Here is a 14,460-nt window from a genome sequence, read left to right on the forward strand (position 1 = left end):
GGATTACTTTTTCTTTGAAAATCCGGAGTTATTGACCTTTTCAAACAAATCTTTCGCCTTCGCAACCCCTGCTTCCCCGTTGATTGAAAAATAGAGAAATGTTTCCAACTCACCGCGGTGCATAGCCTGGTTCATATCCCCGCTCTGCGATTTATGCGCAGCCTTCACCCAATCAGCCACAATCATATAGCTGTGTTTATTGTCTTCTCCAAAACTATAAGACCGGTCGAAATCCAGCGCCGGGGCATTTGCGGCAACATTGGTTTCCGGGTAGCCCGGCAAGCCTGTGAAGTCAATTTTTGAATCCTTATTGCGTGACTGCCCGCCGAGGACGATCGGTTTTTGTGCACCTTTAAAACGCTGCGCTGCCCGTATCGCGCTGATTGAAGCAGTTTTATGGTGCGCATGCTGGCCATCGCTGGGTATCAGGCAAAAAATGAAATCGTAATTTCCTTTGGCTAAAATCTGGTCGAGGCGCCGTTCTACATATTTGATATCCCAATTTTTTCCTTCGAGATAGGGCTTTTCATTTCGGTTGTAATAATCGTCGAGCTGGTCGAGAAAGAAGAAATTACCGATGCCCAAAATTTCGCCTGATGCCATGATTTCCTTTTTCCGGATCAGCGGCAAATGTTTCCGGCCGATCACCGAGTCGGTCATATTCATCCCGTAATAACTCGACGCTACCAAACCATTGTAACCGCCCGACGCGTCGGTGATCAGCGCCAGGTCGGCGGAGCCTTTCAATTCATGCGTGATTTTAAAAACAGTCACTGGAAACATTGTTTCATCATCCGGATGCGCTGTGACGATCAGAACCCTTGGACTTTGACCTAAAACTTTGGACGCCAACAGCAAAAAGAGCAGGAGATAAATGTTTTTCATAGGATGATTTTGTCGGGGGAAGTGTTATCGGAATGTCGGTTTCTGATCATTAAATGCGTCATTTGCAATCATTTATCAGGTACATTTAATTCTTTGAATAACAATAAAAAATTATGGATTTACAACTAAAAGGCAAAACCGCCTTCATCAGTGGCTCAACACAGGGAATCGGTTTTGCAATTGCACAAGGTCTGCTAAAAGAAGGTGCACAAGTCATTATAAACGGCCGCTCAGAAGGCAAGCTGGCGGAAGCGGTAGATAAGCTGAAAAATGCCTATCCGGAAGGGAATGTTTCGGGGCTCGCTGCCGATTTTTCAAAAGTGGAGGAAGTGGATGCGCTGCTCCAAAAACTGCCGGAAGTGGATATTCTGGTCAATAATGCCGGGATTTTTGAACCCAAATCATTTGTAGATATTACCGACGCCGACTGGTTCAGGTTTTTCGAAGTGAATGTACTGAGCGGCGTCCGGCTTTCCCGGCACCTTTTTCCAAAAATGATCGCCAAAAACTGGGGACGTATCATTTTTATTTCCAGTGAATCGGGCGTAAACATTCCCGAGGAAATGATTCATTATGGTACTACAAAAACCGCTCAGCTGGCTGTAAGCCGCGGTTTGGCGGAATTAACAAAAGGTACCAATGTGACGGTGAACACCGTAATGCCCGGCCCGACAAAGTCGGAAGGTGTGGCTGATTTTGTAAAGCAATTGGGTGCTGCAAACAATGTGACGGCGGAAGAAGCGGAGAAGGATTTCTTTAAAAACGCTCGTCCTACTTCGCTGCTGCAACGTTTTGCTCACGTGGAAGAAATCGCGAACCTGGTTACCTACGTGGCCAGCCCGCTTTCGTCCGGTACCAACGGTTCGGCCCTGAAAGTCGATGGTGGCGTGGCGAAATTTATCATTTAAGATTCTCTAGGGGATAGTCTGGCCCAGATTATCCCCAAAAACATTCCCCCCAAACTGGCCAGCAGGCCGTAGATCAGCGGCGGATATTCAGTGTTGATGTACGAACAAAACACCCAGGTGACCAACCCCAGGATCATGGAGAGGATACTTCCGACCTCATTCGTGGCTTTCCAGTAAATGCCCGACGCCAGCGGTACAAAGAGTGATACCAGGCTGAAAGCGGACGACTCCGAGACAAGATCAAAAATACTTTCACCAGTGATTGCCAGCACGATACAGATTGCGGTAATCACCACGATACCAATGCGAATGATGCGCAGCAGCTGCTGATCTGTCAGTGTTGGGTTGAAAAATTTGAAAATATTTTCTCCTAAAACCGCGGCCGGCGCCATGATTGCGCTGCTGGTGGTACTGAGTATAGCCGAAACCAGCGCGCCGAAAAAGATAATTTGCAGCGGCAGGCTCATGTGTTTCAAAATCATATTCGGAATGATTAGCTGCCCGCTTTTCCCGGCATCGGGATAAAGGTGGTAGCCGCATAGACCGATAAAAAGCGGCAGCAATGCTACGGTGAAATACATTACCGAGGATAGTAATGTGGATTTTACCGCAACATTGGCAGACTTCGCCGACATAACCCGCTGAAAAACATCCTGCTGCGGGATAGAGCCGAGCCCGATCGTGATCCAGGCGGCGAAATATTCCACAGAGCCTTTTAAGGTAAAATCGGGATGAAAGCGGAAAAAACCAGCAGGCGCCGCGTCGAGTAGCGGCTGAAAACCACCTACCTTTTTATAGAGCACGACCGAAACAATGATCAGTCCGACAATAATCATGATGGTTTGTAAAAAATCCGTAATTGACACCGACCACATGCCGCCCCAGATGGTATAAATGATCACGACGATGGAACTACCTACAATACAGCTGATGAGCGACCAGCCCATAATTACTTGCAGCACGAAACCCATCGCCAGCAGCTGCGCCGCGATCCAGCTGAAATAAGACGGGATGATCAGCACCGCAGAAAGCAGCTCGGAACGTCGGCCGTACCGGATGCGGAAAAAGTCGCAGAAAGTGATAATGTTCATCTGATAAAACCGCCGCGCAAAGAATAGCCCGATCAGCAGCAGACAGAGTGACGCGCCGAAAGGATCCTCAATGACGCCCATCAGTCCGTGCTGCACAAATTCGATCGGCGCACCCATAATGGTTTCGGAGCCGAACCAGGTGGCGAATGTAGCGGAGGCGGCGAGCACGAGCGGCAGGTTACGCCCCGCCAGCAGGAAGTCTTCGGTGCTGGAAATCCGCCGGGAAGCCCAGAGCCCGATGCCTAAATTCGCCACGAAATACAGGAGGATAGCTATCGCGAGCATGCTTCTTTCTGTAAAAATTTTGTAAAAATAGCGGCCCCCTTTTGGTTTAAATGATGCGCATCGAACAGATTTTCAGGCTTGAAAAATTCGTTCAGCAACGGATTTTCCGGCAAGCGGATCAGGTTTTGATTTGACAAAAATGGCGCAACCTGCGATAGAACCTGGTATTCCACTTTTGTCAGGTTATTGGGATAAAAGAAAATCACCTTTCCTCCGCGCAATTTTGCGGTGGCTATCAACGCATTGATCCTGGAAATATAATAAGTATTCGGGATTGCCTGCGGATGCCCGGCCATCATTTGTTGCGTCGCCTCAAAATTGTCTAGTATCCGGGCATTCGTCTGTGAAAGCGCGGATGCAACTGGCTGGTAACCGTTTTCCCGCAGCCCTGGATTACCTTCAATCGGATCATTTTCAGGTTTCAGTGCTTTTTTTGCTGAGGTAATCTGCGGGGCGATGGAGAACATTTGAAACAAGGTCGTGTTAAGTCCTTCCAGGAAACTGGCGGTTTTTTCATTCCAATCTAAGTTGGAGCAACCGGCCATGACATTCGCCCGGAAAATCGCATCCGGGATTACCTGCTGCGGTTTTAATGCTACGGTGCTGTAATTCAGGGCACTTAATTCAATGTAAATGGTATTTACATCCGGACTTTCGGAAAGTAAATCTTCGGCTACCTGGAATGCGCTTTGCGGCGAAAGGCTGAACATTCCGAAGTTGTAGCTGCGCGTTTTTTGCTGATTTAAAGAATCAAAAATGGCAGGGTTAATGCTAAAAAGTGTGCGGCTGGTGCCGATAAAAACGACATTCGGTTTGTAGGATTTGCAAAGTTTTTCTCTTGCGTCAATATCTCGGCGGGGATCCATATAAAACTGCGAAACGATCATTACCACTGCCAGCTTGAAAAGCAGGATCAGTACCAGCCATTTTGCCATTTTTATGATCATCGGCACCGTTAAATTTCAGGTTTAAAACTGGATATAATAAAAGTTCGCTACCGACGGTCGCCCGAAAATAAGGACCAGCTGTATCAGAAGTATAATGGATAATGTTCGTCTTAATGTGCTGCTTTTGAGCAGGTAAGAAGCAATATCTTCTTTCTCGCCCATTTTGTAATTGAAAAAATCCATCACCAGAAACAAAGCGATCGTCAGCACAAAGCTGGATGTGAGCAATGTCCCAGCTCCCGATTTAATGCCGAACATGCTGCTGTACAGCCTGATGCCGCTTTTCAACTCCGCCGCCCGAAACCAGCCCATGATCAATGTGCCGGTGAGCAGCCGCACGACGACGCGAAACACATAATGTACCTGCGAACCCATCGAAAGTCCGATCCCGGTGTAAAATTTTTGCCAGAATTGCTTTGTCCGCATTTCGAAATTGATGTAAGCCCACTGCAGCGAGCCCCAGATCACAAATGACCAGCTCGGCCCATGCCATAAACCGGTGATCACGAAGGTTACCAAACGATTGAATTCCAGTCGTTTTTGGCTGGTGACCCCTTTGCTAATGTTGAAAAAAATATAATCCCGGAACCAGGAGGTTACCGTCATGTTCCAGGAATTCCAGGATTCGGTGCGGGAGGGGACGAAGTAATATCGGTTGGAAAAATTGCGGCTGAGCCGAATGCCGAGCAGCCGCGCGGAGCCCATCGCAATGTCGCAGTAGCCCGAAAAATCGCAGTAAAGCTGGATGGAAAAAAGCAATATTGCGAGGGTGACGGAAATACTGGTGTAAGATTCAGGACTGTCGAAAACCGGGCCGGTAATGTCGGCGAAGCGTGCTGCGAGCACCAGCTTTTTGAATAAACCCCAGATAATGAAGTATATGCCGGCTTTAATGTTGTCTTCCTGATAAGGTCTTGGATTACGGAGCTGCGGTACGAGCTGGCGCGTCCTTTCGAGCGGACCGGCCAGTAATGTTGGAAAAAAACCGAGGTAGATCATGAGATAACCCAGGTGATTTTCAGGCTTAATGTACCGTCGGTGCACATCGTAGAGATAACCGATGATCAGAAATGTGTAGTAGGAAATGCCGATCGGCGCGATCCAGTTGAGCGCCACCAGCGACATGGAATTGTTGATCGGTACCAGATATTTGAAAAACAGCAGCGGCAGCAGGCAAATGATGATGGACAATGTGAGCAGCATCTTTCGCTGCTTTTTGGGGTAAGCCTGGTTCCCCAAAGCCTTGCCCGATACAAAGCAGATCGCCACAAGTACCAGCCAAACGATGAGATATTTTCCGCTCCAACTGAGGTTAAAAAGCGTGCTGATGATCAGCAGGAAAATCCACTTTTTCGCGTCCGGAACTTTGTAATAGGCTGGAACAGTGAGGGCTAGTAAAAGAAAATAGGCGAAGTCCGTGAATTTTACCATGATGCTATTTCAAAAGCACTGGCAAACGTTTGTAGCCACGGAAAAAAACTTTTGTATCCCACTCGGCAGTTTTGGAAGGATGCAAATGAATGTTGGGGAACGCAGCCATGAAGCGCGGCAAAAACTTTTGCAGCTCGAATCGCGACAAGCGGGCGCCCAGGCAATGGTGAATGCCAAATCCGAAACCAATGTGCGGATTGGGTTTACGGGTCGGGATAAATTCATCCGCATTTTGAAAAACGGACGAATCTCTGTTCGCGGAAGCCAGGCCCAGCAGCACCGTTTTGCCTTTTTTCAAAGATAACCCCTCAAATTCCATGTCATTTTTAATCTGCCGCGGTATCCAGTTCACGGGGCTGACATAGCGGATCAGTTCTTCCACGGCGATGGCACATTCATTGTGCGCCAGCCAGTTAACGTGCTTTTCCCGGTTTTCAATCAAGGTAGCGATGCTCCTGGTCAGCAGCAAAGTAGTAGTTTCCGTCGCAGCATTGACCAGAAATTCCCAGGTACCAATCAGTTCCGATGCCCGGGGATGGCCCATCACCTCCCGCATTTCCAGCAAAAGACTATTAGTGACCTCGCTTTCGTGGCGGGTGAATGTTTCGGAAAGGTAGCTGTGAAACTGCCGCGACATGTCGGCGCATTCCAGTAAAGCCTTGACAGAAAGCGTTTTCTCGAAAATTAATGTAATGACGTAGGAGAATTTCTGAATAAAATCGAAATCCGATTTTTGCAGGTTGATAATCTGGCTGATGATCAGAAAACTGAACTGACGCGCTACTTCCACGAGGTCGGCTTCTTCGCGATCTTTCAGCGAGGCGATGATTTCGTCGATGGCGCGGACGGTAATTGTCTCGTAATCTGCCTGATAAAACTTTTGATTGACGAATTTCCGGTGCTCCGCATGTTTTGCACCATTCATAAAAAGCAGCCAGTGACTCAGGCTTTCGCCGAATTGCAGCAGGCCCGGATCGTTGTTCGCAATCGCCGAAACGACTTTGAAGCGCTCCGTAAAATCGAAATTTTGGAAATTCTCTGAATCCGAAAGTATCGTTTTCACACTCTTATAATCCATGGCCACGAGGTCGCCGAACATATTGAAATGCAGCGGATCGGACTTGCGCACATTTCCGAGCAGCTCAGAATAGTTCTGGTTAATGTCGGTTTGTGAAGACCAGATGGAGGCTGCGGACATAGGAGAAGTTTGCATATCGAAGCAAAAAGCGGGCTTTTTATACTTCCTGGTTTTCGGTAATCCACTGACTTGTAGCAGCAATGGTGCCCATTTCCCAAAAAATGGAAGGGCTCAGCTCCATCCCGACCCACTCTTCGAGCTCGGTGGTAATGTTGACAAGCAGCAGCGAATCCAGGCGAAATTGCGCAATATCGGCGTCGGGGGCGATTTCAGATGGATCCAGTTCGGCGTGTCTGGAAATATTCAAAATGATCCAGTCGGAAATTTCTTCAAAAGTTTTAGGCATTCAGGAGTTGAGTAGGTGAGATCGTCTTGGTGAAAGTAAGTTCAAACCCGGTTTAAAAAAAGGGCATGGGCGGCTTATTGCCGCTTTGGGGCTACGAAAAGTTAGTTACCGGCAAACATTTCCTTTGCTTTGAGCCGCTGGATCTTCCCACTGGAAGTTTTGGGCAGCTTGCCCGGCGGTATCAGCACGATTTGATGCGCCACAAGCCCGAATGCCAGCCCGATACTGTGCGCAACTTTGGTTTTGACCGCGTCCAGATTTTCCTCCTGCGCCACGCGTTTCAGTTCACTGACCAACATTAAAGCCTCACCCTCTTCTGTTTCAACCGAAAAAGCCGCCGTCGCATTTGGCTGGATCGCTTCATGCGCGTCACCGACTACCTCCTCAATATCGTGCGGATAATAATTTACGCCGCGGATAATGATCAGTTCTTTGGTGCGGCCGGTAATAAAAAGTTTTCCTGCGTCCATAAAACCCAGGTCACCGGTCCGCAAAAACGGGCCTTCACCTGCGCTGCTAAATGCCCTGAAAGTAGCATTTGTCGCTTCTTCATTCTGCCAGTAGCCCAACGCTACCCCTGCATTTTTCACCCAGATCTCACCGGTTTGTCCTTCTTGCAATGTTGTTTTTTGTTGAGGATCAACAATTTGCACTTCTGTAAATTCGACGGGTGGCCCGCAGGCTACGACTTCTTTCGGGTTTGTCTCAGCTATTTTTTTATAGGTCAAGGGCGTGCCGTGCAAATGCAGGCTCACGGCCAATGTTGCTTCCGCCAGGCCGTAGGCAGCTACCAGGCTTTCTTTTCTAAAACCGGTTACCCGCATAGTTTCCGCAAATTTTTCCAAAGTCGAGATCCGGACAGGTTCCGCACCAACATATAAAACCCGTAATGTGCTGAGATCGACGGTTTCCAGCAATTCCGGTGCAATGCGCGCCAGGCAATGATCCAGCCCAAAGCCCGGCCCGCCGCAGAACCCGGCCTGGTAGCGGCTGATGGTTTGCAGCAGTAAAAAGGGTTTTGTAATAAATAAAAGCGGCGAAATGACAATCCCCGTACCGCCGGTAAAAATCGGAGACAAAAGCCCGTCGACCAGCCCCATATCGTGGTAATGCGGCAGCCAGGTGACGGAAGTATCCGCCGCCGTCCGGCCGAAGCAATTATTAATGGCATTCAGGTTGGCAGCGAGATTGGCGTGGCTGATCATCACACCTTTCGGATGACTTGTCGAGCCCGAAGTATATTGCAGGTAGGCTGGCTTGTTTTGGTCAGTGAATGTGCTTTGCAGTTGCGCTGGCGGCGTTTTGGGGTCAAAACCTTCTGTGAAAAACCAGTCGATTTCCAAATGCTGTAATGCCAGAGAAGCCTCATTCTGGCGCTGGAAAAGCATTTTATAAGTTTTCCGATTGGTGATGATGCCCGCGGCCCCGCAGTTTTGGATAATCTTTAAGATGCGGTTGATACCTGGCTCTGAAAAGCTGATCGGGCAGGGGACGGCGATAATCCCGGCTTGGAGTGCGCCCAGAAAAAAGCGGATGAATGCGGCTTCTGCCGGTAGCAATATGACAATTCTGGAATCCGGCGGATATTGTTTTTGCAGCTGGCCGCCCGCCGCCCGCACTTCCTGAAAAAGTTGTGCATAAGTGCATTGTTCCGTGATATCACCTTCTTTTCCGATGTACCGAAATGCCGATTTTTCAGGATAAAGCGCTGCATTTGAGGTGAGTTTTTCCAGAATGTCCATAAAAGCAAAAATAAAAGAAAAGGTGACAAGCTGCGGTTAAATCCCGGCTTGCCACCTTTCAATTATAAAAAAGCGCTTTTATTATCTTCTGTAACCCCTGCGTGAATCGTGTCCGTAGTGGTTTCCGTGATTGTACTGTTGCCTGTAATGCCTGTTATCATAACGGCTTGACCGGTAACGTTGTGCATGAACCACTCTGCGGGGAGGAGGCGTCACAACTACAACTCTTGGCGGTGGTACAGGACGGTATCCGTACCCATAATGTGGCCGGTAACCATAATCATAACCTGGGTTGTAGGCTGCCCTGTAAGTACAGGAAGAAATGCTGATGGCTGCAATCATCGTAACGATAACCGACAGCAGAAATCTATTTGTTTTCACGGCTTTTAGTTCGTTTTGTGATATTATGAAAACGATATGCAGCCGATTTAAGTGCCCTAATCGGGTTTGGTGAGCAGGCGATGGACGTCTTTCAGGGAGTTATCCACATGGTTGAAAAGACGTAAATGTTTGTTAAATCGCTGGAAATGCAGGAAATAGAAGTTTGTTAACAGGTTATCCACAACGGGTATGTGGATAACTGTTAACAAATATTAGGACTTGATTTTAAGCTTCCACATCATAGATCAACACCCTCTCCCAAAGATGCGCGCAGTCGTCCACGAACTTCTTGTGCAGCGGGTGCACCTGATAAACATCGTGTGCAGCTTCGTCTGCAAAAACCAGGATTTCGGCGAAATCATAAGTCGCATCAATTACCGGTCTGCGGGTAGAAGCGGGCGTGCCAATGTACACAGATTCAATGGATTCGATGCCTTCGAGCGATTTGATGCCGGCCAGTAATGCGCTTTTGGCTTCTTCATTGTCTTTTTCTTTGAGCCAAAAAAATACGTTATGTACAAACATTGGTGTTGGTTTATGGAGTTAAAAATGATTAAGAATTTACATGAGGGATCGCCTCTGCCTCATTAAAGTCATTTGCCGCGCTGGTATACGCTTTTTCCAGCTTAAAAGAGAAAGTTGTCCCTTTGTCGGGCTTGGACATGACAGCGATTTTGGTGTTATGCGCATTGAGAATGTGCTTTACAATCGCCAATCCAAGGCCGGTACCGCCAATTTCCTTGCTCCGGCTTTTGTCCACACGATAAAAGCGCTCGAAGATCCGGTTCAAATGTTCATGTGGAATGCCGGGACCGTTGTCGCGGACAGCAATTTCAATGTATTTTTTACCTTCCGTGAAATGTACAATCACTTTGCCGCCTTCATTTCCGTATTTAATCGCATTTTCGATCAGGTTCAGCATTACCTGCTCTATGCGGTCGGCGTCGGCTTTGACCCAAACTTCGTGCAGGTCGTCGGGTTTCACTTTTAATGTGACGCCGCGGTCCTGCGCAATGTTTTCGAGCCGGCTGAAAATGTTGGTTGTCATCAGCCGAAGGTCCGTCGGGTTAAGGTTCATCTTGATGTCGCCGGTTTCCATTTGAGAAAGTACCAAAAGGTCTTTCACGAGGACGTCGAGGCTATCAAGGTTCTTGGCTGCTTTTTTCAGGAAACGCTCGCGGACGTTATCGTCCTCCATCGCACCGTCGAGCAGCGTGTGAATGAAACCCTGCGCAGCGAAAATCGGGGTTTTGAATTCATGGGAAACATCGGCCAGAAACTCTCTCCGAAACAATTCCAGCTTTTTCAGCTCATCGATTTCCTTCTGTTTTTTTGTCACATATACAAAAATCTCATCATTGATGGTCTTCATCGGATTCGATTCCTGGATGAGCTTTTTGCGCGGCGTCATGTTGAAATCACGCATTTTAAGCTTGTGGATCGTGCGGTACATTTTATTGACCTCCCTGAAAACAAGAATGTCAATGGTATAAAGCACCAGGAAAAACGAAGAAATAAAGGAAGCGATAGAAACCACAAAAAGCATCCCCTTGGAAACGCCGTCAACAAATGCCAGAAACGTGGTGGTGATCAGGGATATTAAAAACGCCAGTATAAAGGCTATAAACCGGGGACTCAGAGACATAACATTAACATTATTGGTATAAAGTTAACATTTTCGGCTCGAAGTAGGGCGAATGGGCGGGTTTGTTAATGTTTGGGTAATATAAGGATTGTCATTTGTAGTCATTGATAGTCATTAATTGTCATTTGTTGTTTTTTGAGTTTGCTAAACAATAAATGACTGCCAATGACCATCAATGACAACAATTGACCTTTTTAAAACCCTCCTCGATACTTATAGGTACTCGAAACCTTATCGATTGCCACGATATATGCTGCGATGCGGAGGGAGACCTTGTGTTTTAAAGAAGTTTCGTAGACTTTGTCGAACGAATCTTTCATGATGCGGTCGGTGCGGCGGTTGATGCGTTCCAGCGTCCATTTGTAGCCGATGCGGTTTTGTACCCACTCGAAATAGGAGACCGTCACGCCACCTGCGTTGGCAAGAATGTCCGGTACTACCATGATTCCTTTTTCATTGATGATATCGTCGGCTTTGAATGATGTGGGGCCATTTGCGCCTTCTACGATCATTTTTGCCTGGATACCGGCTACATTTTTGCGGGTGATCACATCTTCTTTGGCGGCAGGTACAAGCACGTCTACAGGTAATGTCAGCAAGTCATCGCCTGGTATTTGCTCGGCGCCTGAGAAACCTTCAAGGGAGCCTTTGTTGGCGTCACGGTAAGCTACCGCGGCGGCTACGTCGATGCCTTTACTATTATAATATGCGCCGGAAATGTCGCTCAATGCGTGAATTGCAACACCTCGCTCGCGGAGGAGCAGTGCGGCGTGTGAGCCTACGTTACCAAAACCCTGTACGGCTGCGGTAGCGCGGTATGGGTTGATTCTCAGCTTTTCCATCCCTGCAAGTGCGGATACCATCACACCTCGGCCGGTCGCTTCGGTGCGTCCCAATGAGCCGCCGAGCACCAGGGGTTTGCCGGTTACTACGGCTGGGATTGTCATGCCTTTTGATTTGGAATATTCATCCATCAGCCACGCCATTTCACGCGGGCCGGTGCCCATATCCGGCGCTGGAATGTCCTGATCCGGACCAAAAACATCGAGTAGCGCAGTAGTATAAGCCCGCATCAGACGTTCGATTTCTCCTGCCGACATTTCGCGCGGGTTACAAGCTACGCCACCTTTTGCGCCGCCGTAAGGAATGTCGACCACTGCACATTTCCAGGTCATCCACGCAGCAAGCGCACGTACTTCGTCAAGATTTACATCGGGATCAAAGCGGATGCCGCCTTTGCTGGGGCCAAGGATGGTGGAGTGGATTACGCGGTAACCTTCAAATGTCCGGATCTCGCCGGAATCCATCGTAACTGGCAGACCTACAATCACTTGTTTACGCGGTACTTTCAATATATGATACATTTCTTCCGAAATTCCCAAAAGCTCTACGGCCTTGTCAAATCGCTGCATCATAGACTCCAAAGGGTTTTCTTTATCCTTAATCGGAGCCGGTTCTATATACGACATTTTTACTTGATTAATGTGTTGATAATAAGTGTATTAAAGAATTGTAATTCTTCATTACCACAAACTTACAGCATTTGTTTTTATAAAAACAAAAAACTAAAATTTCTTGAAATAGTATAATAAAACGACAGAAGCAGAATCTTTCCTGCTTTGCGCAAAGGCTGGAAGAATGTACCGTGTGAAGATTTTAACCCAAATTTCCTGTAAGAATTTACGTCAATTCAAGAATCAAAAAAAGAGGGGTATGCAGTAAATTTTTTGCAGGAAATATTCGGATCGTCCGGTTTCAGGAGCCTAAGCCCAATTCTTTCAAAAAACCTTCACGATAATTGCTGCCGATCGGGATTTCGGTTTTGCCAATAAAAAGACGATTACCTTCAATGTGGTCGATTTTTGACTTATTGATCAGGAAAGAGCGATGGATGCGGAGAAATGTAGATTTGGGCAGCAGCTCCTCGAAGCTGGAAAATGTCATCGCGGGAAGTAAGGTCTGCTGGGCCGTCACGACTTTGGTATAATTCCCGCTGGCTTCGGCATAAAGCAGCTCGTCGAAGCGGATTTTAAAGATTTTTCCGTCGGCTTTAATAAAGACGAAATTTTCAGTAGGAACTTCAACTTGCTCTGTCTGTGAAGAAGTTATAGGTTTAATTCTTTCCATCGCCTTGTCCACAGCGACGATAAAACGTTCGAGGGAAAATGGTTTGAGCAGGTAATCGCAGGCAGCCAGCTCGAAGGCGTCGATGGCGTATTCTTTGTAGGCGGTAGTGAAAATGATTTGCGGCGGATTTTTTAATGTTTTCAAAAAGGTAACCCCGTCAATCACAGGCATGTTAATGTCAAGAAAAAGAATATCGACCTTTTGCTGAAACAGAAAAGTTTTGGCTTCCAGGGCATTTCCCAGTGAGGCCAGAACATTCAGATAGGGCAAATGCGCGCAGTAGGTTTTGATAATGTCACGGGCGATGGGCTCGTCGTCGACGATGAGGCAGTTGATTTTGTTCATCTATTTTGCATTAAGCCTGAGAATCACCAGGTAGGATGTATCGGTTTCCTCGATTTTCAGTTCGTGGCTCCCTGGATAAAGTAATTCCAGCCGCTTTTTAACATTCACCAGGCCGAAGCCACTGTTTTTATCCAAAATCGTCTCCTTTTTAGCCGCGATACTGCGCGAATTTTTGATGGAGAAAAGAATCAGATTCTGCCACGTTTTCAGCGAAATTTCAATGTGAATGTTTTCGTCCGCCGTGTTTTTTGAATGTTTAAATGCATTTTCAATAAAAATGATCAGCAGCATCGGCGCAATTTTTACCGCCGGGTCCACGACTTTTTCAATGTCATTTGTCAAAACAAGCCGATCCCCGATCCTGATTTTTTCAAATTCAATGTAATTATCAATGTAGGTCTGCTCTTCTTTGAGCGGGACAAAAGTTTCGCTGGCGTCATATACCGAGTACCGCAGCAGGTCGGAAAGTTTCAGTAGCAGCGGCGGAATTTTTTCGTGCTGGGTGATGGAAAGGCCGTACAAATTATTTAACGTATTAAATAAAAAATGCGGGCTCAACTGCGATTGCAGCAAATGCAGCTCACTTTTGTTATGCGCCGCCTGGCTCCGCGCCTCCATCAGTTCATTACGCCCGATCGCTCTCACGACCTTGATAAGCATGCCCAGCGACATCAGCGTGATCGTAAAAGGTACCCAGGAAAGCAGCAAATGCACCGCCGCAGAACCTTCAAACGGGAAGGCGAGTTGCGAAAAAAGGACAATGCCGGCCACGATAAAAATCGCTGTGATCAGGAAGGTCAATCGCTGCAAATCTTTAAACCGGATCAGCAGCAGTTCTGCAAGATACCGGCCAGTGAAAATCCCGGCTAAAATGAAGACTGTCAATGCCGTAGCGATAGCCTCGTCGCCGGGTATGTGCATGGTATTGACAAAAAAATCCATCGCGACCCAAATCGGCCCCGCAGCGACGGCGGAAAGAAAAATGTATTTGTCCCTGACACTAAACCCCGTTTTTTCCCAGATATCCATATCGTGCGCTAATTAAATAAGCTCACAAAGATGAGCCAGCCGACAGTATTTCATCCATGTTAAGGACGGAAATGCCGGATTCCCTGACCAAATGCGGATTTAACATTTCGAAAAATTTGGTCATGCCTAAATCGCATTCCGTCAGTGAATTTGGAAGTTA

Annotated in this window: 15 protein-coding genes; 1 reads left to right on the forward strand and 14 read right to left on the reverse strand. The window is 47.4% G+C overall.

What is annotated here, in order from left to right; all coding sequences use genetic code 11:
• Positions 1–3 precede the first annotated feature (3 nt).
• Positions 4–885, reverse strand: coding sequence for a PIG-L family deacetylase (locus tag FEN17_RS25605; protein ID WP_138368250.1), 882 nt, complete (start codon positions 883–885; stop codon positions 4–6).
• A gap of 113 nt (positions 886–998) precedes the next feature.
• Here FEN17_RS25605 and FEN17_RS25610 point away from each other — a divergent pair, with 113 nt between their 5' ends.
• Positions 999–1,793 carry an SDR family NAD(P)-dependent oxidoreductase gene (locus FEN17_RS25610; RefSeq protein WP_138368251.1) on the forward strand — a complete coding sequence of 265 codons (795 nt, stop codon included), beginning with the start codon at positions 999–1,001 and terminating at the stop codon, positions 1,791–1,793.
• Here FEN17_RS25610 and FEN17_RS25615 read toward each other — a convergent pair.
• The 13 genes from FEN17_RS25615 to FEN17_RS25670 form a co-directional block, all read right to left on the reverse strand.
• A complete protein-coding gene (locus FEN17_RS25615) occupies positions 1,790–3,169 on the reverse strand; it encodes a high affinity choline transporter 1 (protein WP_138368252.1) in 1,380 nt (459 codons plus the stop codon). The genes FEN17_RS25610 and FEN17_RS25615 overlap by 4 nt on opposite strands.
• On the reverse strand, positions 3,157–4,104 hold the full coding sequence (locus tag FEN17_RS25620) for a hypothetical protein (RefSeq protein ID WP_229208994.1): 948 nt from the start codon (positions 4,102–4,104) through the stop codon (positions 3,157–3,159). The genes FEN17_RS25615 and FEN17_RS25620 overlap by 13 nt, the downstream gene beginning before the upstream one ends.
• 33 nt (positions 4,105–4,137) lie before the next feature.
• Positions 4,138–5,547 carry an MBOAT family O-acyltransferase gene (locus FEN17_RS25625; RefSeq protein WP_138368254.1) on the reverse strand — a complete coding sequence of 470 codons (1,410 nt, stop codon included), beginning with the start codon at positions 5,545–5,547 and terminating at the stop codon, positions 4,138–4,140.
• A gap of 4 nt (positions 5,548–5,551) precedes the next feature.
• The gene (locus tag FEN17_RS25630) at positions 5,552–6,745 is read right to left on the reverse strand and encodes a cytochrome P450 (protein ID WP_229208995.1); all 1,194 of its coding nucleotides are present in this window, start codon (positions 6,743–6,745) and stop codon (positions 5,552–5,554) included.
• Positions 6,746–6,782: 37 nt separating this feature from the next.
• The gene (locus tag FEN17_RS25635; protein ID WP_138368256.1) at positions 6,783–7,031 is read right to left on the reverse strand and encodes an acyl carrier protein; all 249 of its coding nucleotides are present in this window, start codon (positions 7,029–7,031) and stop codon (positions 6,783–6,785) included.
• A gap of 101 nt (positions 7,032–7,132) precedes the next feature.
• A complete protein-coding gene (locus FEN17_RS25640) occupies positions 7,133–8,773 on the reverse strand; it encodes a fatty acyl-AMP ligase (RefSeq protein WP_138368257.1) in 1,641 nt (546 codons plus the stop codon).
• Positions 8,774–8,854: 81 nt separating this feature from the next.
• Entirely contained in the window at positions 8,855–9,154 is a 300-nt protein-coding gene (locus tag FEN17_RS25645) for a hypothetical protein (RefSeq protein WP_138368258.1), read from the reverse strand.
• 56 nt (positions 9,155–9,210) lie between these two features.
• On the reverse strand, positions 9,211–9,336 hold the full coding sequence (locus FEN17_RS27800; RefSeq protein ID WP_262711608.1) for a hypothetical protein: 126 nt from the start codon (positions 9,334–9,336) through the stop codon (positions 9,211–9,213).
• A 43-nt stretch (positions 9,337–9,379) separates the two neighbouring features.
• The gene (locus tag FEN17_RS25650; protein WP_138368259.1) at positions 9,380–9,679 is read right to left on the reverse strand and encodes a Dabb family protein; all 300 of its coding nucleotides are present in this window, start codon (positions 9,677–9,679) and stop codon (positions 9,380–9,382) included.
• Between the two features lie 28 nt (positions 9,680–9,707).
• Positions 9,708–10,799, reverse strand: coding sequence for a sensor histidine kinase (locus tag FEN17_RS25655; protein WP_138368260.1), 1,092 nt, complete (start codon positions 10,797–10,799; stop codon positions 9,708–9,710).
• 194 nt (positions 10,800–10,993) lie between these two features.
• Complete coding sequence (locus FEN17_RS25660) at positions 10,994–12,268, reverse strand: Glu/Leu/Phe/Val family dehydrogenase (RefSeq protein ID WP_138368261.1); 1,275 nt, start codon at positions 12,266–12,268, stop codon at positions 10,994–10,996.
• Positions 12,269–12,554: 286 nt separating this feature from the next.
• The gene (locus FEN17_RS25665) at positions 12,555–13,271 is read right to left on the reverse strand and encodes a LytR/AlgR family response regulator transcription factor (protein ID WP_138368262.1); all 717 of its coding nucleotides are present in this window, start codon (positions 13,269–13,271) and stop codon (positions 12,555–12,557) included.
• Positions 13,272–14,300, reverse strand: coding sequence for a sensor histidine kinase (locus FEN17_RS25670; protein WP_138368263.1), 1,029 nt, complete (start codon positions 14,298–14,300; stop codon positions 13,272–13,274).
• Positions 14,301–14,460: the final 160 nt, after the last annotated feature.

Origin of the sequence: Dyadobacter luticola (assembly GCF_005860805.1) — a bacterium.
Lineage (GTDB): Bacteria > Bacteroidota > Bacteroidia > Cytophagales > Spirosomataceae > Dyadobacter > Dyadobacter luticola.